Annotated in this window: 24 protein-coding genes, 1 tRNA gene, 1 pseudogene and 1 riboswitch; of the genes and pseudogenes, 15 read left to right on the top strand and 11 right to left on the bottom strand. The window is 71.4% G+C overall.

Annotation, left to right across the window (positions count from 1 at the left end):
• Window positions 1-20: 20 nt before the first annotated feature.
• The 3 genes and pseudogenes from F4559_RS25460 to F4559_RS25450 form a co-directional block, all read right to left on the bottom strand.
• Window positions 21-1042: pseudogene (locus F4559_RS25460) on the bottom strand (IS5 family transposase).
• Window positions 1043-1128: 86 nt separating this feature from the next.
• Complete coding sequence (locus F4559_RS25455; protein ID WP_184672779.1) at window positions 1129-1935, bottom strand: SAM-dependent methyltransferase; 807 nt, start codon at window positions 1933-1935, stop codon at window positions 1129-1131.
• A 41-nt stretch (window positions 1936-1976) separates the two neighbouring features.
• Window positions 1977-3302 (bottom strand): MFS transporter, encoded by a 1326-nt coding sequence (locus F4559_RS25450; protein WP_312865816.1) that lies wholly within the window; start codon window positions 3300-3302, stop codon window positions 1977-1979.
• Window positions 3303-3319: 17 nt separating this feature from the next.
• Between F4559_RS25450 and F4559_RS25445 the strand changes: the two genes are divergently transcribed.
• The 3 genes from F4559_RS25445 to F4559_RS25435 are packed head-to-tail and all read left to right on the top strand — an operon-like array spanning window position 3320 to window position 4423.
• The gene (locus tag F4559_RS25445) at window positions 3320-3757 is read left to right on the top strand and encodes a MarR family winged helix-turn-helix transcriptional regulator (RefSeq protein ID WP_184672777.1); all 438 of its coding nucleotides are present in this window, start codon (window positions 3320-3322) and stop codon (window positions 3755-3757) included.
• On the top strand, window positions 3747-4094 hold the full coding sequence (locus F4559_RS25440; protein WP_184672775.1) for a fluoride efflux transporter FluC: 348 nt from the start codon (window positions 3747-3749) through the stop codon (window positions 4092-4094). The genes F4559_RS25445 and F4559_RS25440 overlap by 11 nt, the downstream gene beginning before the upstream one ends.
• Window positions 4091-4423, top strand: coding sequence for a fluoride efflux transporter FluC (locus tag F4559_RS25435; protein WP_184672773.1), 333 nt, complete (start codon window positions 4091-4093; stop codon window positions 4421-4423). The genes F4559_RS25440 and F4559_RS25435 overlap by 4 nt, the downstream gene beginning before the upstream one ends.
• Window positions 4424-4445: 22 nt before the next feature.
• Here F4559_RS25435 and F4559_RS25430 read toward each other — a convergent pair whose 3' ends face one another.
• Window positions 4446-6701, bottom strand: a complete 2256-nt coding sequence (locus F4559_RS25430) for a helicase domain-containing protein (RefSeq protein WP_184672771.1) — start codon at window positions 6699-6701, stop codon at window positions 4446-4448.
• A gap of 236 nt (window positions 6702-6937) precedes the next feature.
• Between F4559_RS25430 and F4559_RS25425 the strand changes: the two genes are divergently transcribed.
• From F4559_RS25425 to F4559_RS25410, 4 genes are all read left to right on the top strand, one after another.
• Window positions 6938-7600, top strand: a complete 663-nt coding sequence (locus F4559_RS25425; protein WP_184672769.1) for a hypothetical protein — start codon at window positions 6938-6940, stop codon at window positions 7598-7600.
• Window positions 7601-7686: 86 nt separating this feature from the next.
• Window positions 7687-8391 carry a TetR/AcrR family transcriptional regulator gene (locus F4559_RS25420; RefSeq protein WP_312865815.1) on the top strand — a complete coding sequence of 235 codons (705 nt, stop codon included), beginning with the start codon at window positions 7687-7689 and terminating at the stop codon, window positions 8389-8391.
• Between the two features lie 52 nt (window positions 8392-8443).
• Window positions 8444-9805 (top strand): dihydrolipoyl dehydrogenase family protein, encoded by a 1362-nt coding sequence (locus tag F4559_RS25415; protein ID WP_184676197.1) that lies wholly within the window; start codon window positions 8444-8446, stop codon window positions 9803-9805.
• A 97-nt stretch (window positions 9806-9902) separates the two neighbouring features.
• Window positions 9903-10274, top strand: coding sequence for a hypothetical protein (locus F4559_RS25410; protein WP_184672767.1), 372 nt, complete (start codon window positions 9903-9905; stop codon window positions 10272-10274).
• Between the two features lie 22 nt (window positions 10275-10296).
• Here F4559_RS25410 and F4559_RS25405 read toward each other — a convergent pair whose 3' ends face one another.
• Complete coding sequence (locus F4559_RS25405) at window positions 10297-11529, bottom strand: hypothetical protein (RefSeq protein ID WP_184672765.1); 1233 nt, start codon at window positions 11527-11529, stop codon at window positions 10297-10299.
• A gap of 307 nt (window positions 11530-11836) precedes the next feature.
• On the opposite strand from F4559_RS25405, the gene F4559_RS25400 reads away from it, so the two are divergent.
• Window positions 11837-12340 carry a DUF3145 domain-containing protein gene (locus F4559_RS25400; RefSeq protein WP_184672763.1) on the top strand — a complete coding sequence of 168 codons (504 nt, stop codon included), beginning with the start codon at window positions 11837-11839 and terminating at the stop codon, window positions 12338-12340.
• Between the two features lie 89 nt (window positions 12341-12429).
• On the top strand, window positions 12430-12996 hold the full coding sequence (locus F4559_RS25395; protein WP_184672761.1) for a hypothetical protein: 567 nt from the start codon (window positions 12430-12432) through the stop codon (window positions 12994-12996).
• A gap of 130 nt (window positions 12997-13126) precedes the next feature.
• On the opposite strand, the gene F4559_RS25390 is transcribed toward F4559_RS25395, so the two are convergent.
• The 5 genes from F4559_RS25390 to F4559_RS25370 form a co-directional block, all read right to left on the bottom strand.
• On the bottom strand, window positions 13127-14362 hold the full coding sequence (locus tag F4559_RS25390; protein WP_184672759.1) for a beta-ketoacyl-[acyl-carrier-protein] synthase family protein: 1236 nt from the start codon (window positions 14360-14362) through the stop codon (window positions 13127-13129).
• Window positions 14359-14601 (bottom strand): acyl carrier protein, encoded by a 243-nt coding sequence (locus F4559_RS25385; RefSeq protein ID WP_184672757.1) that lies wholly within the window; start codon window positions 14599-14601, stop codon window positions 14359-14361. The genes F4559_RS25390 and F4559_RS25385 overlap by 4 nt, the downstream gene beginning before the upstream one ends.
• 61 nt (window positions 14602-14662) lie before the next feature.
• A complete protein-coding gene (locus tag F4559_RS25380) occupies window positions 14663-15640 on the bottom strand; it encodes a beta-ketoacyl-ACP synthase III (RefSeq protein WP_184672755.1) in 978 nt (325 codons plus the stop codon).
• The gene (locus F4559_RS25375) at window positions 15637-16581 is read right to left on the bottom strand and encodes an ACP S-malonyltransferase (protein WP_312866007.1); all 945 of its coding nucleotides are present in this window, start codon (window positions 16579-16581) and stop codon (window positions 15637-15639) included. Before F4559_RS25375 ends, F4559_RS25380 begins: the two co-directional genes overlap by 4 nt.
• A 159-nt stretch (window positions 16582-16740) precedes the next feature.
• The gene (locus F4559_RS25370; protein ID WP_184672753.1) at window positions 16741-17922 is read right to left on the bottom strand and encodes a PucR family transcriptional regulator; all 1182 of its coding nucleotides are present in this window, start codon (window positions 17920-17922) and stop codon (window positions 16741-16743) included.
• A 235-nt stretch (window positions 17923-18157) separates the two neighbouring features.
• Between F4559_RS25370 and F4559_RS25365 the strand changes: the two genes are divergently transcribed.
• Complete coding sequence (locus F4559_RS25365) at window positions 18158-18958, top strand: mechanosensitive ion channel family protein (RefSeq protein ID WP_184672751.1); 801 nt, start codon at window positions 18158-18160, stop codon at window positions 18956-18958.
• 256 nt (window positions 18959-19214) lie between these two features.
• A riboswitch (FMN riboswitch) is annotated at window positions 19215-19336 on the top strand.
• A gap of 45 nt (window positions 19337-19381) precedes the next feature.
• Window positions 19382-20029 carry a nicotinamide riboside transporter PnuC gene (pnuC, locus tag F4559_RS25360; protein WP_184672749.1) on the top strand — a complete coding sequence of 216 codons (648 nt, stop codon included), beginning with the start codon at window positions 19382-19384 and terminating at the stop codon, window positions 20027-20029.
• A 113-nt stretch (window positions 20030-20142) separates the two neighbouring features.
• Here pnuC and aceE read toward each other — a convergent pair whose 3' ends face one another.
• The gene (aceE, locus tag F4559_RS25355; RefSeq protein ID WP_184672747.1) at window positions 20143-22902 is read right to left on the bottom strand and encodes a pyruvate dehydrogenase (acetyl-transferring), homodimeric type; all 2760 of its coding nucleotides are present in this window, start codon (window positions 22900-22902) and stop codon (window positions 20143-20145) included.
• 297 nt (window positions 22903-23199) lie between these two features.
• On the opposite strand from aceE, the gene F4559_RS25350 reads away from it, so the two are divergent.
• From F4559_RS25350 to F4559_RS25335, 4 genes are all read left to right on the top strand, one after another.
• Window positions 23200-23631 (top strand): DUF3052 domain-containing protein, encoded by a 432-nt coding sequence (locus tag F4559_RS25350; RefSeq protein WP_184672745.1) that lies wholly within the window; start codon window positions 23200-23202, stop codon window positions 23629-23631.
• 76 nt (window positions 23632-23707) lie between these two features.
• Window positions 23708-24169, top strand: coding sequence for a peroxiredoxin (locus F4559_RS25345; RefSeq protein ID WP_184672743.1), 462 nt, complete (start codon window positions 23708-23710; stop codon window positions 24167-24169).
• Between the two features lie 39 nt (window positions 24170-24208).
• Window positions 24209-24280, top strand: a tRNA-Val gene (locus F4559_RS25340).
• Between the two features lie 292 nt (window positions 24281-24572).
• The gene (locus F4559_RS25335) at window positions 24573-24755 is read left to right on the top strand and encodes a hypothetical protein (RefSeq protein WP_184672741.1); all 183 of its coding nucleotides are present in this window, start codon (window positions 24573-24575) and stop codon (window positions 24753-24755) included.
• Window positions 24756-24799: the final 44 nt, after the last annotated feature.

Here is a 24799-nt window from a genome sequence, read left to right as displayed (position 1 = left end):
GGAGCTGTTTGGGGTTGGGATCATGTGGTTGGGGTAAGGGTCTTCAACCACATGATGGCTCCTCGTAGATGCAGTCCGGCCTCGTAGCTTTGTGGTGTCTTGTCGTAGCGGGTGGCCAGTCCGCGCCATGTCTTGATCTTCTGGAAGAGGCGTTCGACGGTGTTGCGCCGCCGGTAGCGCACGGGATCGAAGGACACAGGCCGCCCGCCGGCGGAGCCCTTGTTCCTGCGGTTGGCCCGCTGGTCGGTCTTCTCCGGGATCACAGCCGTGATCCGGCGGCGGCGTAGGTAGGCCCGGTTGGCTTTGGAGGAGTACGCCTTGTCCGCGGCCACCGCGTCCGGACGGGTGCGCGGCCTTCCGACCGGGCCGGGAACCCGGATCCGGTCCAGCACCGTCCGGAATTGCGGGCTGTCCCCGGCCTGGCCAGGGGTGAGCACGAACGCCAACGGCAGCCCGGCGGCGTCGACCGCGGTGTGGACCTTGCTGCTCAGCCCGCCCCGGGACCGGCCGAGCCCGGCCGCCGCAGCCCGCGCCTTCCGACGGCGCCTACGGGCGGCACGGTCCCGACCGGCAGATGTGCCCGCGTCGGTCGTGTCCGGCGCGGACCGCGACGCACCACCCGCAGCACGCTCCGCTGGACGGGCAACGGAGCCCCTTTTTCCCCGGTCAACGCCTGTTCCAGCGCGTCAAGGGTCTCCCCGGTCACCGCGAGTCCGGCCGATTCGTGGTGTGCCCGCACGATCGTGGAGTCCACGCTCACCAGTTCCAGGTCGACCTGTCCGCGGGAGGCGGCCTCGGCGATCAGCGCCTCCATCAGCGTCTGGAACACTCCGGTCTTCGCCCAGGTGTTGAACCGGGAGTAGACGGTGGACCAGGGACCGTACCGTTCGGGCACGTCACGCCAGCCTGACCCGGTGCGGAACCGCCACAGGATCCCGTTGAACTGCTCCCGCACCCGACGTGGCAACGGCCCGGTGGCCGCCACCGGCATATGCGGCTCGATCAACGCCCACTCGGCATCGGTCAGATCAAAACGCGCCACATCCGTGTTCTACCAGCCCAACCAGCACACCACCGGGCCCACCTAGATCCGAACTTCAAACAGCTCCTAGAAGGCGTGGCCACGGATCACCGCTTGCGGCCGACCCCGGCCAGGATCCCGGCCTTGGTCGGGTCCTCCGGCTCGACGCCGGGTTCCGGGTGCCACAGCGGCAGGGGGACGACGCCCGGCTCGATGAGGTCGAAGCCCGCGAACAGGGCCGTGATCTCCTCACCGGTGCGCGGGAACATGGGGTTCGCGCTGCTGCTCATCACCTCGACGATCCCGGCCATCTCCGCGGGCTGCAAGTCGGCGGTGAACTGGGACAGCGCCAGGTGGCTGCCCGGAACGACGGCGTCCCGGTACGCGGCGAGCACGCCCGCGGGGTCGCTTTCCGGTGGTACGAAGTGGAACACGCCCACGGCCAGCACGCCGACCGGCTCGGCGAAGTCGATCAGCTCCGTGTCGCGCACGGCGGCGAGCAACCGGTCGGGTTCGGTCATGTCCTGTTGGACGATCGTGGCCAGGTCGTCGCCCTTGAGGATCATCCGGCTGTGCGCCACGGCGACGTCCTCGTAGTCCACGTACACCACGCGCGACTCGGGCGCGGCCCGGCGGGCGACCTCGTGGACGTTGCCCACGGTGGGGATTCCCGAGCCGAGGTCGACGAACTGGCGGATGCCGTGCGCCACCAGGTACAGCACGGCCCGGCGCAGGAAGGCCCGGTTGAGCCGGGCGATCACGCGCGCGTTCGGTTGCGCGGCCAGGAACTTCCCGGCCAGTTCGCGGTCGGCGGCGAAGTTGTGCCCGCCGCCGAGCAGGTAGTCGTACAGCCTTGCCGCACTGGGGAGCCCGGTGTCCACACCCTCGGGCACCGGACCCGACAGCTCAGTCACGAGAACGCACCTCGACCCGTCGCCTGCCTAAGGCGTGGAGGTTACTGTTTTCGCCCTTTCGGTTGTAGGGGGCGGCCCCGCTTGTCCCCGAACGGCCTAAGCGCGGCGACCGACGCCACGCCGGCCAACACCCAGAACGGCACGTTCGGGCCATGGTGGTCGTGCAGCAGCAGTGGTAGGGCGACGCCGAACGCGGTCCCGAGGCCGCGCGCGAGATTCACGAGCCCCCCTCCTGATCCCGCGTCGCACGGCGGCAACGCGGCCAGCACGCGCGCGTTGTTGGCCGGGATGAACAACCCCAGGCCCAGCCCGAGCACACCGAGCGTCACGACGTCGACCACGCCGAGTGCCATCGTGACCAGTGCCACAGTGGACAGCGCCGTGCCGAACAGCCCGCTCCAGCGCCACTTCACGGTCGCGGTCAGCGCGAAACCCAGGGGCAGCGCGCTCAGCAGCAGACCCGTCCGCCACAGCGGACCGGTGGCGGTGAACGGGATCAGGACGAGGGGGCCGAACAGCACCAGGTAGCCGCAGAACGCACCGAATAGCCCGAGGCCCACCTTGCGCAGCAACGGTTCCCGCAGTACGTAGCCGATCGCGGCGGGCACCGCGACGAGCAGCAGCAGCGGTTCGTCCACACCGGACAGCAGGAGCAGTGCCGTGGTCGTGGCCGCGGCGAGCAGCACCGTGTTCACCGGGCGGAACGGCGTGGCCGTGCTGCGCTCGGCGGTGCGGGGGAGCAGGAAGTGCCCGGCCACCAGGGCGATCAGCCCGATCGGCACGTTCACCGCGAACACCCACCGCCAGCCGAACGCGTCGACCAGCAGTCCGCCGGCGGTCGGTCCCAGCGCGAGGCCGAGCGCCTGTGCCGCCGCCTGCACGCCCAGTGCGCGGTGTTCGCGGCCGGGCGCGCTCGCCGCGACCAGGGCCACGCTGTTGGCCTGCAGCATGGCCGCGCCGATCGCCTGCACCACGCGGAACGTGATCAACGACGGCAGTCCGTCCGCGAGCGCGCACCCGACGGACGCGAGGGTGAACACCGCGAACCCGTACAGGTAGACGATCTTGCGGCCGACCACGTCGGAGAACCGGCCGACCGGTGCCACCAGGGCGACGAGCGTCAGCAGGTAGGCCAGGGCCACCCACTCGGGCGAACCTCCGTAGTCCTGTCCGATCGCGGGCAGGGCCAGCGTGACGACGCTCGCGTCGAACTGGCCGAGGAACGCGCCGAAGCAGACCGTCGCCACGGCGAGCCAGGGCGCCCCCGTCCAGGTCGCGACGCGTCGTGGCCGGGGGGACTCCACGACGAACCAGCGCAGGGTGAAATACATCGTCAGCCGATTATATCTGATGCCGACATAGTTCACCCCGGTACTATTCGCCCATGTCAGACGAGGCACGCTCGCTCACCGACGTGGTCACCCGCCTGCGGCGGGCTCTGCGCACGAGCATCCGGTCGGAATGGCCGTGGGACTCCCTGCCGATGGCGCAGATCGAGCTGCTCCAGACACTCGCCGAACGACCGCCCATGCGCGTCGGCGACCTCGCGGCAGAACTGCGCCTGGCACCCAACACCGTCAGCGGTCTCGTCGGCCAGCTCATCGAGGGCGGCCTGGTCGCCCGGGGCGGCGACCCCACGGACCGCCGCGTGGCCCGGCTCTCGGTGACGCCCAAGGGACACGAGCAGCTCGCCGTCTGGCAGAGCGCCCACGAGAAGCGCATCGGCACCGCCCTGGACAAGCTCGACCCGACCGAACGCGAGGACGTCGTGCGCGCCCTGTCGGCCCTCGACCACCTGGTCGACCACCTGCGTGCGCACTAGGGAGTCCGCCGCCGTCGCGGCCGTCGCACTCGGCGGCGGCCTCGGCGGCGTGGCCCGCTACGGCTGCCAGCTCCTGTGGCCGGGCCAGTGGGGCACGCTCGCGGTGAACGTGACGGGCTGCGCGCTGATCGGCGTGCTGACCGTGCTGCTGCCCCGCCTGCACCACCTGGCCCGGCCGCTGGTCGGCGTCGGCGTGCTCGGCGGGTTCACCACGTTCAGCGCCTACGCCGTGGACGTCGTGCGCGGCGGATCGGTCCCGTACCTCGTGGCGACCCCGGTGCTGTGCGTCGCCGCGACCTTCGTGGCCGTGGTCGCGACCAGGGCGGCGACGCGGTGATCCCGCTGCTGGTCTTCGCCGGTGCCGCCGTCGGCACGCCCGTCCGGTACCTGGTCGGCCGCCTGCTCAACCGCCGGTTCCCGGCCGGCACGCTCGCGGTCAACGTGGTCGGCTCGTTCCTGCTCGGCTGCCTGACCGCCGTGCCGCCCGCCTGGTACGCCCTGCTGGGCACCGGGTTCTGCGGCGGCCTGACCACCTACAGCACGTTCGGCATGGAGACCGTCGCGCTGCTGGAGACCCGCGACCACCGCCGGGCCGCGCTCTCCGTCGGGCTCAACCTCGCCTTGGCGATCACGGCCGCGACCCTCGGGCACGTGCTCACGCGGTGACCCCCGTGCCCGAGCGCCGTGCTCAGCCGGTGACCTCGCGCAGGCCGGACAACACCTCCGGCAGCTCGCCGGTGTGCACGACGCCAAGCCGCTGCGTCGCCCGCGTGAGCGCCACGTACAGGTCGCTGGCACCACGCGGCGACTCCGCCAGGATGCCCGCCGGGTCCACCACGAGCACCGAGTCGAACTCCAGGCCCTTGGCGTCCGTCACGCCCAGGACGACCACCTGCGCGTCCAGGTCGTCCGCCGCGTCGGGGACCAGCGTGCGCACCGACGGCACCGAAGCGGCCGGCGCGATCACCGCGAGCTTGCCGTCGCCCACCGCCGGGATCTCCCGCTCAACCAACCCCGGCAGCGCCTCCTCCACCGACGTCACGCGCCGGGCCCAAGGCTCGAACCCGCTGTCGCGCACCGACGTCGGCGGCACGAGCGCGGGGTCGACCGACGCCAGCACGTCCGCCGCCACCGCCATGATCTCCGACGGCGTCCGGTAGTTCACGGTCAGCTCGGTGAGCTTCCACCGCTCCATCACGTACGGCGACAGCACCTCCGACCACGACGACGCACCCGCGATGTCGCCGGTCTGCGCGATGTCGCCGACCACGGTCATCGACTTGGACGGGCAGCGGCGCATCAGCGTCCGCCACGCCATCGCGGACAGCTCCTGCGCCTCGTCCACGATCACGTGCCCGAACGTCCACGTCCGGTCCGCGGCGGCGCGCTCGGCGGCGGTCTCGTAGGTCTCCGCGCCGTGCCGCTCGGCCAGCCGGTAGGCGTCGACCAGGTCGGTCGCCATCAGGATGTCCGGGTCGGCGTCGTCCTCCAGGTCGAGGATGTCCAGCACGCCCTGCGCGTAGTCGATCGCCTGCCGCCGCCGCCGTTCGGCACGCGCCTTCGTCTCGGTGTCGTCCTCGCCCAGCAGTTCGGCCGCCTCGTCCAGCAGCGGCACGTCGGCGGGCGTCCACTCGGCGCCGGGCGTGCGCACCAGCAGCGCGCGTTCGGCCGGCGACAGCTTGGACGCCGCGCGGGCGATCCGCTTCGGGGACGCGTACAGCTCTTCCAGCAACCGCTGCGGGGTCAGCGTCGGCCACAGGCGCTCGACCGCCGCCCGCACGTTCTCGTCCTCGCGCAGCTCGCGCCGGATGTCGTCGATGTCGGCCTGGTCGAGCAGGTGCCGGCCCAGTCGGGAGACCGCCTGGTTGGCCAGCGTCGAGATGATCTCGCGCACGAAGGTGCGCCGGGCCTCGTTGTGCGGACGTCTGGTGCGCCGGGCCCGGCCGCGCGCGGCCGTGATCGCCTGCCGGTTGAGCTTGAGGGTGTCCTGCTCGAAGGGGATCTCCACCAGGGCGGGCGCCTCCTGGCGGTCGCGGATCGCGTTCGCCACGACGTCGGCCATCTGGACGCGGCCCTTCAACGCGGCCGTTCCGGCGGCCTCGCGCCCGGTCGCGACCAGGCCCGTGAACAGCTCGCCGACGGTCGACAGCAGTACGCCCGTCTCGCCGAGCGAGGGCAGCACCTGCCCGATGTAGCGCAGGAACGTCGTGTTCGGGCCGACCACGAGCACGCCGCGCTTCGCGAGCTGGCGGCGGTGCGTGTAGAGCAGGTACGCGGCACGGTGCAGCGCCACGGCCGTCTTGCCGGTGCCCGGACCGCCCTGCACGACCACGACGCCGTTCAGCTCGGTGCGGATGATCCGGTCCTGCTCGGCCTGGATGGTCGCGACGATGTCGCCCATCTGTCCGGTGCGCGCCGCGTTCACCGCCGCCAGCAGTGTCGCCTCGCCGGTCAAGCCCTCCGAGCGGCGTGCCGGGTCCACCGAGGTGATGTCGAGGACCTCGTCGTCGAAGCCGACCACCTTGCGCTGCCGGGTGCGCAGGTGCCGGCGCCGCTTCACGCCCTCGGGTGCCGCGGCCGTCGCCAGGTAGAACGGGCGGGCGGCGGGCGCGCGCCAGTCCATCAGCAGCGGCTCGTACTCGCGGTCCTCGTCGAACAGGCCGATCCGGCCGATGTAGAACCGGCCCTCGTCGTCGAAGTCGAGCCGGCCGAAGCACAGGCCGTTCTCGACCGCGCTGTACTGCGCGAGCTGGTCCGAGTAGAGGGCGACCGAGGTGTCCCGCTCCGAGCGCATCTGGTGCGTGCCGCCGGTCTGCCGCAACGCGCTCGCGAGCCGCCGCGAACTCTGCTCGCGGAGGTCGTCCAGCCGGCCGTACAGCATCGACACGTATTCCTGCTCCGACTCGGTTTCCGCGTGTCGGAGGTCGGCGGAAGGGCTTGACAACGTGCCTCATTTCTCAGTACCGTGGTTTATCAGGCTGTGTCGTTTTCCACCTGACGACCTGGTGCGTCCCGGTCACGCACGCAGAACTGCCAATCTACACGCTCGGCGCGCACCGCCGCTATCTCGTCGCGATCAATCCGGACACCCGGCGCGCGGGCTACGCCCGAAGAGGGCGACTTCGGGCGCACACGGGTGACCGGCGCCGGATCCGGCGCAATCCACGGCACCCTGGAACGGTGAAGGAACATCGCCGGGAGCTGGTCCGGCTGTGTCGCGTCGCGATCGACCGGCCACGCCCGCAGCTCGTCGTCGCCGTGCTGGTGTCCACGTGGTCGCTGGGCTGGGTCGTCGGCCAGGTCCGGTCGCACCCGAGCCCGCTCGACGTCCTGGCGGCGCCGCTGGAGTGGGCCGCCGTGCCGACCGGGTGGCTCGCCGCGGTCGACGCGTGGCTGACCGGTCGCACCGCATTCCTGGCGGTCGCCGGCGGCCTGCTGTGGGCGATGACGACCCCGCGCCGGCAGGGCGGTGCCGTGCTCGGCTGGATCGCCGTGATGCTCGCCGCGGAATCCGTCGGCTACGGCGCCGTGCACCGCGCGCTTCTGACGCTCGCCGTCTTTCTGTTCGTGCTCGTGGTGTTGTCCGTGCCGGGTCGTCGCGCGTTCGTCGTGGACCGGATCGCACTCATCCCCGGCGACGTCCTGCGCGCCGCCGCGACGGCTCTCGCACTCGCCGCCGTGGTGCCGCTGCTGGCTCCCGGACTGCTCGTCGCGGCCCTGTTGGGGCCCTATGTCACGCGTCCGCCGCGAGCACGCGTCGTGGAGGTGAACGGAAGGTCTCGCAACGGTGTCGTACCGGCCGGCGAAACGCGTCCGGTGCCTGTACCGCGAAGTGCGGAATAACCTATCGTCCGGTCAATCGTTTTCGTTGCGGCACAATGTTGACGTGAAGCAAGTCGAGCACTGCTCATCTTTCTTGTTCGCTGTTCGTGGCCCGGCTGTTGCAAATCTGTAGTTTGGGATTACCCGCTCGTATCCATCAAGATGTCCTGGTGCCTGAAAATCCCGCCGAAAACCGCTTAGCCAAGGTGATGCGTCGTCAGCCGGTGCAGCAGCGCGGCGCCGCCACGGTGACCGCCATTGTCGATGCCTGCGCGACACTGCTCAACGAGTACGACTACGACGACATCACCACAGCCAGGATCGTCGAGCTGGCCGGCGTGCCAATCGGATCGTTCTACCAATACTTCCCGGACAAGCGTTCCGTCGTGCACGCCCTGGCGCTGCGCGGCATGGAGGAGTACCTGGGCCGGGTGGAAAGCCTGCTGACCGCCGAACCCCTCGCCGACTGGCGCGACGCCGCGCGCCGGGTCGTCGCCGTGTACCTGCGGATGGTGGCCGAACTGCCCGGTTTCGGCCGGGTGCGGTTCAGCGACCTGCTCGACGGTCACCGCCTCGACTCCAGCGTGGACCAGTACGAACTGATGGCCGAACGACTCCGTGACCTGTTCGTCGACCGTTACGCGGTGCGTGGCAGCGCACCCGTGACGCTGACCTTCCGCATGGCCGCCCAGGCCGCCGACGCGATGTTCAAGCTCGCCGCGCGCGTCGACGCCGAGGAACGGCCCCTGGTGCTCAGCACGGCCGACGGTGTGATCCTGAAAATGCTGTCCGGGGTCTTCGACCCCGCGTGACTTGCCGCACCCGACCCCGAGGGTGTGGGGTGGGTCGGTGAGCGACTACGACGTGATCGTCATCGGCGGTGGGCCGGTCGGGGAGAACGCCGCGGCCCGGACCGCCGCCGCGGGTCTGCGCACGGTGCTCGTCGAGGCCGAACGCGTGGGCGGCGAGTGCTCGTACTGGGCGTGCATGCCCAGCAAGGCGTTGCTGCGCCCCGGGCACGCACTCGCCGCCGCACGCCGGGTGCCCGGCGTGCCCGTCGGGGACCGGATCGACCCCGTCGCGGTGTTCGCCCGCCGCGACGGGTTCACCTCGGGGTGGGACGACGCCGGTCAGGTCGAGTGGGCGACCGGTGCCGGCATCGAGGTGGTGCGCGGTCGGGCCCGACTGGTCGGCGAACGCCGGGTGTCGGTCGACGGCCGCGAACTCGCCGCGACCAGGGCCGTGGTCGTGTGCACCGGCAGCGTTCCGCGTACGCCGCCGGTGCCCGGCCTGGCCGACGTCCCGTCCTGGACCTCGCGCGACGCCACGTCGGCGCACGAGGTACCGCCGGCGCTGGTCGTGCTCGGCGGGGGAGTGGTGGGGGTCGAGCTGGCCCAGGCGTGGGCCCGGCTCGGCTCCGACGTGACGCTGGTGGTGTCCGGTGACCGGCCGCTGCCGAGGTTCGAGCCGTTCGCGGGCGACGCGGTCGTGGCCGGGTTGCGCGCGGACGGCATCACCGTGGAGACCGGTGCCCGTGCGGTTTCAGCGTCCACTGTGGACGGTGGGGTCGCGCTGGGGCTGGCCGACGGGCGCGTGGTCTCCGGCTCGCACCTGCTCGTCGCCACCGGGCGGCAGCCCGCGACCTTCGACCTCGGCGTGGAGGCGTTCGGGTTCACGCCGGGGCAGGCGCTGCCCGTCGACGACCTCGGCCGGGTGTCCGGAGTGGACTGGCTGTACGCGGCGGGTGACGTCACCGGCCGCGCACCGCTGACCCACCAGGGCAAGTACGCCGCCCGCGCGGTCGGCACCGCCATCGTCGCCGGCACGACGTCCGCCCCGCCGTGGTCCGCTGCCGTCGCCACCGCCGACCACACGGCCGTGCCGCAGGTCGTGTTCACCGACCCCGAGGTCGCCTTCGTCGGCCGCACGGCGGCGCAGGCGCGCGAGGCCGGGCTCGACGTGCGCGTTGTGGAGATCGACATCGCGGTGGCCGGGTCCTCGCTGCACGCCGACGGCTACACCGGCCGCGCGGCCATGGTCGTCGACGAGCGGACCCGCACGCTGGTCGGCGTGACGTTCGTCGGACCCGACGTCGCGGAACTCCTCCACGCCGCGACGATCGCGATCGTCGGCGAGGTGCCCGTCGACCGGCTGTGGCACGCCGTCCCGGCGTACCCGACGATCAGCGAGGTGTGGCTGCGGTTGCTGGAGGCTTACGGGTTGTGACCGCACATCGGCGGAATTGACCCGCCTGCCGCACGCCGGCCGCCGCCATTCGTTGGCAGATCGGCACAATCCCGCCCGGTCTCATTAGACTGGTCGAGTGAGCCGAGGAACCGTCGTCGTCGCGACCGCCGCGGTTCTGTGGTGCGTCTTCGTGATCGCGACGACGTACCTGCCCGGCGTGCCCGCCTTCGCCCTGCTCACCGTGTACCTGCCGGGCTTCCTGGTCGTGCCGGTCTTCGTGGCGACGCTGCTGCGCGCCCGGTCGCAGGCGATCTTCTGCCTGGCGCACGTGCCGAAACCCTTATTGGTCGGCGGTTTCCTCGTCGCGCTCGGCGGCTGGCTGTTCTCGTGCGGTGCGCTGCGCGGCCTGCCGGGCACCGAGACGCTCAGCGCCGTCGCCGGTCTGGTCATCGTGCTGCACGTGGCGTTCGGGCTGATCGCGATCGGCATGGTCCGCCTCGGCCGGTGAAACGGCTCCCCGGTGAAACGGCTCACGGCCCCGGCGGCAGCTTCGACGCCCGCTCCGCGACGGCCACCAGCTTCGGGTCGTCCGCCGCCGACTCACCGTCGGCCCACACCACCTGCGCGATGCGCACCCGTGCGCCCGTGACGGTCGTCCGGATCGCCGACCGGTCGAACGAGGCCGGTCCGCCCGGCCACCCCTTGCCCTCCTTGACCAGCGGCGTGACACCGCCGGACCCGGCCGCCGCCGCGACCGCGCCGAACTGCCCGGCCCGCTGCGGATCCGGCAGGCTCAGCTCCGCCACGGCGACGCCCACCACCCGCCCGTCCACCTTCGTCTCGAACTGGGCCCGGTCCAGCCGCAGGCACAGGTGCTCGCCCAGCCACGCCCGCACGTCGCCGAACGCGTGCGACTCGCAGTCCTCGGTCCGGTCGGTGCCCCGCGACACGAAGTCCTGCCCGTCGACCACCACGGTCGTCGGCTGCGCGGACGCACTCGCCTGCGGCGTCGTCTCCGGGCCGCCGCCGGACACCAGCGAGACCACGACCGCGAGCACCACGGCCGCCGCGACCGCCACCGCGACGTAGGTGAACCACCGGGGTGCCGGCGGCTTGGCGGGCACGGCCCTGGGCAGCAGCACCGTGCGCTCGACCGCCGCGTCCGGGAAACCCTCGGCCCGCAGGGCGGACGGGTCCGGCGGCGTGCCGGTCGGCGCCAGTACCGCGATCAGCCGGGCCGCCTGGTCCACCGGGCACGGCCGGTCGCCGGTCGCCAGCTCGCGCGCGGCGGCCAGCAGCGTCGTGGGCTTCGGGTGCAGCACGCGCACGCCCCGGTTGAGGTCCACGGTCGGCTGCACGACGTGCCCCACGTACGGGCCGACCGCGACGACCGTCGTCACCGGCAGCGGCTCGCCACGCATGTCCTGGATGCGCCGGGCCACCGCCGAACTCGCCTCCAGCGCCTCGGCGGCCGGACTGGTCGCGCCGTCGCCCCGGCTCAGCGGCCAGCCGTCGATCGTCCACGTCCCGCCCAGCGGCGCCTCCAGCCGCTTGGCCGGGTCCGGCAGGTCCACGCCCACCACGACGAGCACGCCGCGCGGCAGCACCAGCACGGCGTCGAGTTCGCGCGGGCAGTCCGGCGGCCGGACCCCGAGCAGCGCGACACCGCCGAGCACCGCGTCGCCGACGCCCCACGTGCTCAGCGCGGCCCGGACGTCCGCGCCGACCTTCGACGGCTCGCCGCCGAGCCTGATCAGGCGCATGGCACACCGATTTCCACGGCGGACACCGTAGCGCCAACCGAAGCCCGCGTGACCCCCATCCCGATCACGGGTGAACCCGCGCGGCACGGGGTCCCCCCGGCGGGCGTGTGGGCGATATCGCCCGGTCCACGATCCACTTAGGGTCGAAAGTCCTGTATCCGACCCGCCCGGGTGATGAAGCTGCTGGTTCTTCTGGCGGACCTGACCCACAGCGGGCAGAATGACCAAGTCGGGAATTCACAAGATCGTCCGCGATGTCGGCAGGCCGTAGGGGAAGACGTCCCTCGTCGAGTAGCGGAGGTCAGCTGTGAGCACCCGTGGCAGCACCAGTGGCGTGGTCTACGTCCACTCGTCGCCGTCTGCGGTCTGTCCGCACGTCGAGTGGGCCATCTCGGGCACCCTCGGTGAGCGAGCGGACCTCAAGTGGGCGGCACAGCCCGCGGCGCCGGGACAGTTGCGCGCCGAGTGCGCCTGGTCCGGCGACGCCGGCACGGGCGCGAAACTCGCGTCCGCGCTGCGGGCCTGGCCGATGCTGAGGTTCGAGGTCACGGAGGACCCCAGTCCGGGCGTCGACGGTGTGCGGTACTGCTTCGCACCCGTGCTCGGCCTGTGGCACGCCAAGACCAGCGCGAACGGGGACATCGTCGTCTCCGAGGACCAGTTGCGCGCCCTCGCCGCCCGCAGCCGTGGCGGTGAGTCGTTCGCACACGGTGTCGACGAGATCCTCGGCGCCGCCTGGGACGACGCGCTGGAGCCCTTCCGCCGTGCCGGTGACGGCGCGCCGGTGACCTGGTTGCACCGGGTCGGTTGAGCGGAACGGCACGCGGAGCACTGCCGCGTGCCGCCCGTGCACGTGCATCTGCACCTTCCCGGTGGCGCACATGTGGCAGGCTCGTGTCCGTGTCGATCCGCGTGCTCGCCCCCGTCGTGCTCGCCGTGGCCGCGTTGACCGCGGCCGTCGGTGTCTTCGCGCGCGAGGTCTACCAGCGGCCCGATCCGACCGGGGCGGGGGAGTTGGTCACCGGTTCCGCGGCCGTGCCGCGGGCCGACGAACCCGGCACGACCACCGTCCAGCTCACCGTGGACGCCGCGAGCCACCCGGACGGGCCGCGCGTGCGCGACCTGCTCCAGCAGTACTTCGACGCCCTCAACGCCCATGACTTCGCCGCGTGGACGGGGATGGTCACGCCCGAACGGCTCGAACGCGCCGACCGTGACCGCTGGCTCGCCGACTACGACACCACGCGCAACGGCAGCGTGGTCGTGCGCCGGCTGGAGACCACCACCACCGACCGGCTGCGCGTCATGATCACCTTCACCAGCACGCAGGACGTCGCCAAGGCACCCCCGGCACTCCCCGTGGACTGCATCCGCTGGCGCGTCGTCTACCCGCTGCGGGACACCGGCGCCGGCCTGCGCGTGGACGCCGGCACCGAGGGCCTGACCTCTCAGTACTCCCCCTGCTGACCGCGAGTCATACGTTCGGACACCGCGAGTCATACGTTCGGACACCGCGAAATGTGCGTTCAGGCACCCCCGAAACGCCGGAAGGGCCGTCCCCGACCCCGGGACGGCCCTTCCTCGTCGTGCGGACGTGCTAAGCCGGGGCGAAGACGAGCGACACGTTGTGCCCGCCGAAACCGAACGAGTTGTTGACCGCCGCGGTCAGTTCGACCTTGCGCGGCTCGCCGGTCACGACCTCCAGCGGGACCTTGGGGTCCTGGTTCTCCAGGTTCAGCGTCGGGGGGACGATGCCGTCGCGCACCGAGAGCAACGTCTGGATCGCCTCCAGGGCACCGGAGGCGCCCAGCAGGTGTCCGTGGTGGCCCTTGGGCGCGGTGAGCAGCGGGTGGTCGCCGATGGCACGGCGGACCGCCTGCGGCTCGATCACGTCGCCGACCGGGGTCGACGTCGCGTGGCAGTTGACCATGCCGATGTCCGACGTCGCGAACCCGGACGTGCGGATCGCGGTCGCGATGGCACGGGACTGCCCGAGACCCTCGGGGTCGGCCGCCGTGATGTGGTGGCCGTCCGAGCTGATGCCGATGCCCGCGAGCCGGCCGTAAATCCGCGCGCCGCGTGCGCGGGCGAACTCCTCGCGTTCCAGCACCATGATCGCCGCGCCCTCGCCGAGCACGAACCCGTCGCGGTCCACGTCGAACGGGCGCGACGCACGGGCCGGGTCGTCGTTGCGGGTGCTCATGGTCCGGGCCTGGATGAAGCCCGCCATGGTGATGGTGGTGATGCACGCCTCCGCGCCACCGGCCACCACGACGTCGGCCTCGCCCGAGCGCAGCATCCGCCACGCCCACGCCAGCGCCTCGGAACCCGACGCGCACGCCGAGACCGGCGCGGACACGCCCGCGCGGGCCTTGAGCGCCAAGCCCACGTGCGCGGCCGGACCGTTGGGCATGAGCATCGGCACGGTCAGCGGCGAGACCTTGCGCAGCCCCGACGCCTCGATCAGATCGTCCTGGTCGAGCAACGTCATGGCACCGCCGATGCCCGTGCCCACCACCACGCCGAGCCGTTCCAGGTCCACGTCGCCTTCGGCGATCCCGGCGTCCTCCCACGCCTGGCGCGCCGCCACGACGGCGACCTGCTCGCACCGGTCCAGCCGGCGCGCCTCGACGCGCGGCAGGATCTCGGTCGGCTCGACCGCCAGCCGCGCACCGATCCGCACGGGCAGCTCGAAGCGCGTGACGAAGTCGTCGGTCAGCGGGCGGACGCCGCTGCGTCCGGCCAGCAGCGCCTCCCAGGTCGAGGCGACATCGCCACCGAGCGGGGTGGTGGCACCCAGCCCGGTGACGACGACGTCACCGGCAGTCGTCATGCCTTGTTGGCGGTGATGTAGTCGACCGCATCGCCGACGGTCTTGAGGCCGGCGAGCTGGTCGTCGGGGATCTTGACCCCGAACCTGTCCTCGGCCTGGACCGCGATCTCCACCATGGACAGCGAGTCGATGTCCAGGTCGTCCACGAAGGACTTGTCGGGGGTCACGTCGTCGGCCGCGACACCGGCGACCTCTTCGACGATCTCCGCGAGTCCCACCTGGATGTCCTCGTTGCTCACTGGTTTCCCTTTCCTTCGTGCGTCGCCGGCTGGTTTTCCCACCGGAGTCTGGGTGAACGGATCACGGGCAGCGGACGACCTGGCCCGCGAAGGACAGGCCGGCGCCGAAGCCGACGAGCAGCGCGACGTCCCCGCTGGAGATCTCGCCCGCCGCGCGCATGTGGTCCAGCGCGAGCGGGATCGAGGCCGAGGACGTGTTGCCCGACTCGACGATGTCGCGTGCCACCTTCAGGTCGTCGCGCGCGCCGAGGGACTTCAGCCGCTTCGCGATCGACTCGATGATCCGCAGGTTCGCCTGGTGCGGTACGAAGACGTCGATGTCGGCCAGGGTCAGCCCGGCGGACTCGACGGCCTTGACCGCGATCGGCGCGATCTGGGTCGTGGCCCACCGGAAGACCGACTGGCCCTCCTGGAAGATCCACGAGTTCCGGTCGGCCACGTGGATCATGTCGACCAGGTCGCCCGCGCTGCCCCACGCCACGGGCCCGATGCCCGGTTCGGCGACCGGACCGACCACGGCCGCGCCCGCGCCGTCGGCGAAGATGATCGCGGTCGACCGGTCGGTCTGGTCGACCCAGTCCGACAGCTTCTCCGCGCCGATCACCAGCACGTGCTCGGCGGTGCCCGCACGGACCAGGTCGGACGCGGTGCCCAGGGCGTAGCAGAAGCCCGCGCACGCGGCGTTCAGGTCGAACGCGGGCGCGGCCTTGACCCCGATCCGGTCCGCGACCTGCGCGGCGGCGTTGGGGATCTGCGATGGCATGGTGCAGGTCGCGACGATCACGGCGCCGATGTCCGACGGCGCGAGCCCCGCGTCCGCGACGGCCTTGGCGCCGGCCACGACCGCCATGTCGACGAGCCGCTCGTCCTTGGCCGCGATCCGGCGGTTGACGATGCCGACGCGGTCGCGGATCCACTCGTCGGAGGTGTCCATGACCTTGGCCAGGTCGTGGTTGCTGACGATGTTGTCCGGCTGGTGGCTGCCCAGGCCGACGATGCCCGTGCCGACGCGGCCGGCGGGGAGGGAGAAGGCGCTCACTCGGCGCTCACCTCGGCGGTGAGCAGTGCGACGACCTGGTCGAGCTGGTCGGGGGTCTTCAGTGCCAACGTGGGTGTGCCCTTCAGCTCGCGCTTGGCCAGGCCGGTCAACGCGCCCGCCGGCGGCAGTTCCACCACGGCGGTCACGCCGCGACCGGCGAGGGTTGACTGGCAGGAGTCCCACCGCACCGGGCGGGTCACCTGGGAGATCAGCCGCCGCAGCACCTCGTCGCCGGAGTCGACGACGGCGCCGTCCGCGTTGGACAGCAGCGGGAAGACCGGGTCGGACACGGCAACGTCGGCGGCACGCGTGCGCACCGCGTCCTCCGCCGTGCTCATGTACCCGGTGTGGAACGCGCCCGCGACCTGGAGCCTGCGGATCTTCGCCCGCTCCGGCGGCGTCTCGACGAGCAGGTCGATCGCGTCCAGCGGCCCGGCGGCCACGATCTGACCCGCGCCGTTGCGGTTGGCCCCGACCAGGCCCAGCTCGTCGAGCCGGGCGAGGACGACGTCCTCCTCGCCGCCGAGCACGGCGGCCATCCCGGTCGGTGCGAGCGAGCACGCGGCGGCCATCTCGGCGCCGCGCACGGCGGCCAGCGCGACCGCGTCGTCCGCCGTGAGCACACCCGCGACCGCCGCGGCGGCCAGCTCGCCGACGGAGTGCCCGGCCACGACCGTGTCGGCGGGCAGGTCTACGCGGCGACGCAGTTCCTCGGCGGCCAGCACGGCCAGCGCGACGACGAGCGGCTGCGTGACGGAGGTGTCCTTGATCTCGTCAGCGTCGGCCTCGGTGCCCAGTCGACGCAGGTCGAGGCCGGTGCTCTCGGACCACTGGGCGACGCGCTTCTCCGCACCTTCGAGTTCGAGCCAGGGCGCGAGCATGCCGGGTGTCTGGGACCCCTGTCCTGGGGCGAGCAGCGCGATCACCCGCTCACTGAACACGTTCACCGCCGGTTCACAGAATGCCGTCGGTGACGAATCCGGGCCATTGAGCTTGTAGGGTTTCTACAAAAGTGACCCCTAAGTGAACGTGGAACGACGTCGCGTGTTGTCGACCACAGCCCAAATGTGCTGAACGGGACATGCGTTCCAGATCACACGTCACCACAGGCCGCGGGCCCGCGCCAGCCTGCCCACGGACAGTGCCACGCGCAGCACCAGCGCGTCACGCGCGTCGTTGGGGTTCAACCCGGTCAGCTCCGTGGCGCGACGAAGTCGGTAACGCACGGTGTTCGGGTGCACGAACAGTCGCCGTGCGCACGCCTCCAGCACACCGCCGACCTCCAGGAAGCCGTCGACCGTGTCGAGCAGCGCGCCGCCCGCGTCCTCCAACGGCCGCGCCACCCGGTCCACCAGCTGCCACTCGGCTTCCGGGTCGCCCGCGAGCGCCCGTTCCGGCAGCAGGTCGAGCGACCGCACCGGACGCGGCGCCGCCGGCCAGCCCACGACCGCGCGCAGCCCGGACAGCGCGTCGCTCGCGCTGCGGTGCGCCTCGGCGAGCGTGGCCACGGTCGGCCCGGCCACCACCGCGCCCGGCCCGAACGCCTCCGCGATCCGCGCCGGCGCCGTCCCGTCCGCGGTCTCGCCGCCCAGCACCACGACCAGCCGTGACCCCTGCACGCTCAACAGCACCGGCCGACCCAGCCGGGCCGCCCGGCTGCGCACCTCGAACACCACGGCCGGCGGGTCGTCCGACGGCGGGTTGCCGACCAGCACGGTCGCCTCCTCCGCCGGGTCCCAGCCCAACGCCGTCGCCCGGGACAGCAGCGACTCCTCGGCGTCGCCACGCACGATCCCGTCCACGACCAACGCCTCCAGCCGGGCGTCCCACGCACCACGCGCCTCGGCCGCCGCCGCGTACGACGTCGCCGCCGAGAACGCGATCTCGCGGCCGTACCGCAGCACGCCCTCGGTGAGCACGGCGCGTTCGGCGTCGTCGGCCGCCAGCCCCGGCAGTTGCCGCTCGAACAGCTCCAACGCGATCCGCACCAGCTCCACCGTCTGGCGCAGGCTCACCCAGCGGGCGATGTCCTTGGGCGCCGACCGGAACGCGTCGGCGGTCAACCGGATCGCCTGGTCCGGGTCGTGCAGCCACGACACGAACCCGGCCACCCCGTTCTGGATCAGCAGCAGCACGCTCGCCCGCTGGTCGGCCGGCATGCGGCGGAACCAGGGCAGGCGGCGCTCCATCTCGGCGACGCTGGACGTGGCCAGTTCGCCGGAGGCGCGTTGGAGTTCGCGCAACGTCGTCGGGGAGAGCGGGGCGGGGTGGTCGTCGACCATGCGCCCACGATGGCACGTCGGCGGGGACGTGGCGTCCCCGGGAACCGGAAACGCCCGACGCGCCAGCGCGTCGGGCGTTTCCCTCTCCCCGGTCCCCACCGGTGATTCCACTCTGGACCGTTCCGGCGGGATGTGCCACGCCAGTCACCCTTTCGTGCCATGCGTTCAGGTTGCCGGGTGACGGGGACGGACCAATGATCACGGTGACGGATCGCCCGATGACGAGGAGGTTGTCATGGGTTCCCAGATCACCGAAGGGCTTGGCGAAGCGTGGGCGATGGTCGCCACCTTCGTACCGAAATTCCTCGGCTTCCTGCTGGTGCTGGGCATCGGCTGGCTGATCGCCAAGGCACTGGCGCGCGGCGTGGACTTCCTGCTCGGCCGGCTCGCGTTCGAGCGCCTCGTGGAGCGGTCCGGGCTGCGCGGCGCGATGGCCCGGTCGCCGATCACCGCGACCGGCCTCGTGGTCAAGGCCGTCTACTACTTCGTGCTGCTGATCGCGTTGCAGACGGCGTTCGGCGTGTTCGGCGCGGGCAACGCGGTGAGCGCGCTGCTCAACGACGTGATCGCGTACCTGCCCCGGATCGTGGTGGCGCTGGTGCTCGTGCTGGTGGCCTCGGCGATCGGCAAGGCGGCACGCGGGCTGGTGGTCGGCGCCCTGGGCACGCGGCCGTACACGCGGGCATTGGGCGCGGTCACCCAGGGCTTCATCATGGCGTTGGGTGTGATCGCGGCGCTCAACCAGTTGGGCATCGCGGTGTCGGTGACGATGCCGGTGCTGATCGCCGTGCTGGCCACGGTCGCGGGCGTCGTGGTCGTGGGCGTCGGCGGCGGGCTGATCCGTCCGATGCAGCGCCGGTGGGAGGGCATGCTCGACCGCGTGCAGGAGGAGACCCGCGCCCGGCCGCCGGAGCAGCGGCGTTCGCACGACCCGATCACGCCGTCCGCGACCGCGTCGGCGATGGCCGGCGGTCGTCGTGCCACGACGATGGACACGCCGACGCCGCCGCAGGGCTTCGAGCGTCCGAAGTCCTGACCCGATCCGAAGACCTGCGGGAGGAACGCGTTCCTCCCGCAGGTCTTTCGTTTGTCCGGGGTGCATGGGTCGGTGGGGTCGCGATCGGCGGTGCGGGGGCGGTGTCCGAACGCACATTTCGCGGTGTCCGAACGCATGACTCGCGGGGTGGTCACCCGAAGGTGGGTGTCCGAGTGCGTGTTTCGGGGTGTCGGAGTGGAGGACTCGCGCGTGGGGGTGGGAACAGGTGGGGGTGGGGTGGTGTTGAGCGAGGAGACATGCGCTCCGGGGCTCGGTGGAAATCCGAACCGGCGGTACAGCCCGCGAACCGCCACCACGGCGGCCGATCCGGTGGAACTCCGGAGCCGACGGTGAAAGTCCGGATGAGAGGCGCGCGTGCCGTCGTCGTGCCATGCCCCGGGACGAACGGGGATGGAGGACGCGGTGCACGTCTTGTTGGACCAGGGCTTCACGGCTTTCGGCCAGAAGGTGTCCTACGCCGAGTTCATCGGCCAGGTGTTCGCCCTGCTCGTCGTCTTCTTCGCACAACGCCGCTCGTTGTGGACGTGGCCCGTCCAGCTCGTGTCGGTGACGTTGCTGTTCATGGTCTACGTCTCCGCGCACCTGGGCGGCACGGCCGCGCGGCAGGTCGTCATCGCCGCGATCACGCTCTACGGCTGGTGGGCGTGGACCCGCCGCCGTGACCCGGTGTTCGGCGTCGTGGTCCGCAAGGGCACCACGCGGGAACGGCTCGTCACCGCCGCCGCGTTCGTCGTCGGCACGGTCGTGTTCGCGCTGGTGCTCGACGCCTTCGACGCGTCGTGGAGCCCGTGGCCCGACGCCGCGCTGTTCGTCGGCACGGTGCTCGCGTTCACGCTCCAGGGCCTGGGCCTGGTCGAGTTCTGGGTGGTGTGGCTCGTCGTCGACGCGATCGGCGTGCCGCTCCAGATCGGGTCCGGCCTGTACTTCAGCGCCGCCGTGTACGTGGTGTTCGCGGCGCTGGTGATCAGCGGGTACCTGAACTGGACCCGGGCCGCCGCCCGCGTGCCCAGGGCGGACGACGCGGTGCGCATCGGCTCAGCGGACCGCTGAGCCGATCTCCGGGGACGGGCCGGTGATCGGGACGTCCGTCCGGCGGGAGGCCCGCAGGAACGGCCGAGGGGGCCGTCGTGGTGATCCACGACGGCCCCCTCCGCGTCGGTGCCTTACGCCAGACCCGCGTCCGTGGTCGACGGACCCGCCGCCGACACGTCGTCGATCCGGTACTTCCGCGCCGCCTCGACGACCTTCGCCCGGTCGACCTCGCCGCGCTTGGCCAACGCCGCCAGCGTCGCCACCACGACCGACTGCGCGTCGACCAGGAAGTGCCGGCGCGTGGCCGGGCGGGTGTCGGAGAAGCCGAAGCCGTCCGCGCCCAGCGTCGTCATGTCCGTCGGCACCCACGGGCGGATCAGGTCCGGCACCGCGGACATCCAGTCCGACACCGCCACGACCGGACCGGCCGCGTCCTCCGACAGCACCCGCGTCACGTACGGCACGCGCGGCTCCTGCTCAGGGTGCAGCAGGTTGTGCCGGTCGACCCCGACGGCCTCGCGGCGCAGTTCCGAATACGACGTGGCGGACCAGATCTCGGCCTGCACGCCCCACTCCTCGGCCAGCAGCCGTCGGGCCTCGACCGCCCACGGCAGCGCCACGCCCGAAGCCAGGATGCGCGCCCGGACACCGCCCTCGGCCGCGGTCCGGTAGCGGTACAGGCCCTTGAGCAGACCGTCGACGTCCAGGTCCGCGGGCTCCGCGGGCTGCTGGTACGGCTCGTTGTAGACGGTCAGATAGTAGAAGACGTTCTCGGCGGCCTCGCCGTACATCCGCCGCAGGCCGTCCCGCACGATGTGCGCGATCTCGAAGCCCCAGCCCGGGTCGTACGCGACGACCGCCGGGTTGGTGTGCGCCAGCAGCAGCGAGTGGCCGTCCGCGTGCTGGAGGCCCTCGCCGGTCAGCGTCGTGCGGCCCGCCGTGGCGCCGAGCACGAAGCCGCGTGCCATCTGGTCGGCCGCCGCCCACAGGCCGTCGCCGGTCCGCTGGAACCCGAACATCGAGTAGAAGATGTAGATCGGGATCATCGGCTCGCCGTGCGTGGCGTACGAGGTGCCCGCGGCCGTGAACGACGCGGTCGAGCCCGCCTCGTTGATGCCCTCGTGCAGGATCTGGCCCTGCTCGGATTCCTTGTACGCCAACATGAGTTGCGCGTCGACGGACGTGTAGAGCTGGCCGTTCGGGTTGTAGATCTTCTGCGCCGGGAACATCGAGTCCATGCCGAACGTGCGCGCCTCGTCCGGGATGATCGGCACGAGCCGGTTGCCGATCCCGCCGTCCTTGGCCAGGTCGCGGACCAGCCGGACGAACGCCATCGTGGTCGCCACGCCCTGCTTGCCCGAACCCTTGCGCACGACCTCGTAGACCTTGTCGCCGGGCAGCGCCAGCGCCTTGGACTTCGACCGGCGCTCGGGTACGTACCCGCCGAGCTGGCGGCGGCGTTCCTGCAGGTACCGGATCTCCGGCGCGTCCGGGCCGGGGTGGTAGTACGGCGGCAGGTACGGGTCCAGCTCCGAGTCCGGGATCGGGATGCGCAGGCTGTCCCGGAAGTTCTTCAGGTCCTCGTGGGTGAGCTTCTTCATCTGGTGCGTGGCGTTGCGCGCCGCGAAGTGCGGGCCCAGGCCATAGCCCTTGATGGTCTTGGCGAGGATGACCGTCGGCTGGCCGACGTGCTCCACGGCCGCCTTGTACGCCGCGTACACCTTGCGGTAGTCGTGGCCGCCGCGTTTGAGGTTCCACACCTCGTCGTCGCTCAGCGGCGTGACGAGCTCCTTGGTGCGGGGGTCACGGCCGAAGAAGTGCTCCTTGACGTATGCGCCGTCGTTGGCCTTGTACGTCTGGTAGTCGCCGTCGGGCGTGGTGTTCATCAGGTTCACCAGCGCGCCGTCGCGGTCGGCGTGCAGCAGGGCGTCCCACTCGCGGCCCCAGATGACCTTGATGACGTTCCAGCCGGCGCCCCGGAAGAACGCCTCCAGCTCCTGGATGATCTTGCCGTTGCCGCGCACCGGCCCGTCGAGGCGCTGGAGGTTGCAGTTCACCACGAAGGTGAGGTTGTCGAGCTGCTCGTTGGCGGCGAGCTGGAGCAGGCCGCGCGACTCGGGCTCGTCCATCTCGCCGTCGCCGAGGAACGCCCACACGTGCTGGTCGGACGTGTCCTTGATGCCGCGGTCGCGCAGGTAGCGGTTGAACCGCGCCTGGTAGATCGCGTTCATCGGGCCCAGGCCCATGGACACCGTGGGGAACTCCCAGAAGTCCGGCATCAGCCGCGGGTGCGGGTACGACGGCAGGCCGCCGCCGGGACCCGCGTGCGACAGCTCCTGGCGGAACCCGTCGAGCTGGTGCGCCGAGAGCCTGCCCTCCAGGAACGCGCGGGCGTACACGCCGGGGGAGGCGTGGCCCTGGATGAACACGTGGTCCCCGCCGCCCGGGTGGTCCTTGCCCCGGAAGAAGTGGTTGAAGCCCACCTCGTAGAGGCTCGCCGACGACGCGTACGTGGAGATGTGACCACCGACACCGACGCCGGGCCGCTGCGCGCGGTGCACCGTCATCGCCGCGTTCCACCTGATCCACGCGCGGTAGCGGCGCTCCACCTCCTCGTCGCCGGGGAACCACGGCTCCCGCTCGGTGGGGATGGTGTTCACGTAGTCGGTGCTGGTCAGGGCAGGCACCCCGACGTGGCTCTCCCGAGCGCGTTCGAGCAGGCGCAGCATCAGGTACCGGGCGCGCTGCTGCCCGCCGCCCGCGAGGGCGGCGTCGAACGACTCCAGCCACTCCGCGGTCTCCTCCGGGTCGATGTCCGGGAGGTGGGCGGCCAGTCCGTCGCGGATGACGCGCACCCGCTCGGGCGTGGCGCCGGGGTTCTGCGGGGCCAAGGGATCTCCTCGTTCCGGGGTTTGTGCGACTCCCATCGTGACCCGACCGACCCGTCGTCGGCACCAACTACCGACGAGTAGTCCCGGACGAGCCTCTCGCGCGCGCGAATAGGAGGTATGTAGAGCCTGCCTCATGGGCATGACGTCGCGCATCCGGGGGTACCCGATGCGGCGTGTCTTGCCGTCTACGGTTGCGCTTGGCGGGGCAGACAGTGTTCGCTAGCCGCGACTGGCAGTGACAACGCGCGGCAGTCGTATCCCGGCTGCCGCTCATCTGTACTTGGAGGAGTGGAAGCCGTGGTGGCCGCGGAAGACGCCGGCAAGGCCGGTGTCGCCGACAGGCTCGGGATCGAACCGGGCAACGTTGTCCAGGAGATCGGCTGGGACGAGGACGTCGACGACGACCTGCGCGTGGCGATCGAAGAGCGGATCGGTGGCGATCTGCTCGACGAGGACGCCGACGACGTCGTGGACGTGGTCCTGCTCTGGTGGCGGGACGAGGACGGCGACCTGGTGGACGGCCTGGTCGACGCGACCACCCCGCTCGCCGAGGACGGCGTGATCTGGGTCCTGACCCCGAAGACGGGACGTTCGGGTTACGTCGAGCCCAGCGACATCGCCGAGGCCGTCTCGACCGCCGGGCTGGCACAGACGTCCAACATCAACGTGAGCGCCGATTGGTCGGCCACGCGGCTGGTCGCCCCGAAGTCGGTCAAGGTCAAGCGCTGAGGGCCGATGCCCTAGGCTCGGGAGCGGGCTCCTGGTTCAGGTGGGGCCCGTCTTCTTCTGCGCAAGGGGCGAGGCAATGGCGGTCGAGGTCGGTTCGGAAGCTCCGGACTTCACGCTCAACGACTACAACAAGCAGGCCGTGACGCTCTCGTCGTTCCGCGGTGAGCGCAACGTGCTGCTCGTGTTCTACCCGTTCGCGTTCAGCGGCATCTGCACGGGCGAACTGTGCCAGGTGCGTGACGAGCTGGCCACGTACGAGAACGAGAACGTGCAGGTCCTCGGCGTGTCCGTGGACACCCCGTTCAGCCTCAAGGCGTGGGCCGAGCAGCAGGGCTACCAGTTCCCGCTGCTGTCGGACTTCTGGCCGCACGGCGACGTCGCGACCAAGTACGGCGTGTTCAACGAGGCGGCCGGGCTCGCGACGCGCGGCACGTTCCTGATCGACACCGCCGGCGTCGTCCGCTACGCCGAGGTCAACGCGCCGGGCGAGGCGCGCGACCAGGAGGCGTGGAAGAAGGCCGTGGCCGCCCTGGCCTGATAGTTTCCCCCGGCATCGGCGGCTCCGCCGATGCCGTCCGGGCGCGTAGCTCAGCGGAAGAGCACTCGGTTTACACCCGAGCGGTCGCAGGTTCGAATCCTGCCGCGCCCACCGTCGTCACGATTCCCGTATTGATTATTCCGATCGACCGGCAATTCCCCTCGTGGGAACGACTCGATCAGGTGCCGGGGTCCCGCATGCGGGTCGAGTACAGCCGTACTCGCTGTCTCAAGTGGTTTTCCGCGTTACGAACTTGACGGCAAGGTTTCATGGCTCGCCACCTGGCTTGACCAGCGGTGATGTGGTATTCGTCGCAAAATCCCGAACTATGCCGCGTACTGTGTGAAATAGCGCTCGATCGAGTGATTGCAAACCGGTAACGCGACCCGTGAGGATGAGTCGCATGGGTCGACCCGAGCTGCGGATCGAGCTTCCCGCGGATCTCCCCTCCGAACGGTACGAGGGCATCGCGGACGCCGTCTCCAGCCTTTTGGAACTCTGGGGTGTGCACGAAGGATCGGCCTCGGTGATCGCCGAGCCGGTCCACGCCGCCGACTCCGGGCGGGCATCCGCCGCCGCCCCCTGACACCCGTCCGTGCCGCACCGGGAAGATGTGCTCCTGGTGCGGCA

This window comes from Saccharothrix violaceirubra, from assembly GCF_014203755.1.
Lineage (GTDB): Bacteria > Actinomycetota > Actinomycetes > Mycobacteriales > Pseudonocardiaceae > Actinosynnema > Actinosynnema violaceirubrum.
This window is presented reverse-complemented; position numbering and strand designations above follow the sequence as displayed.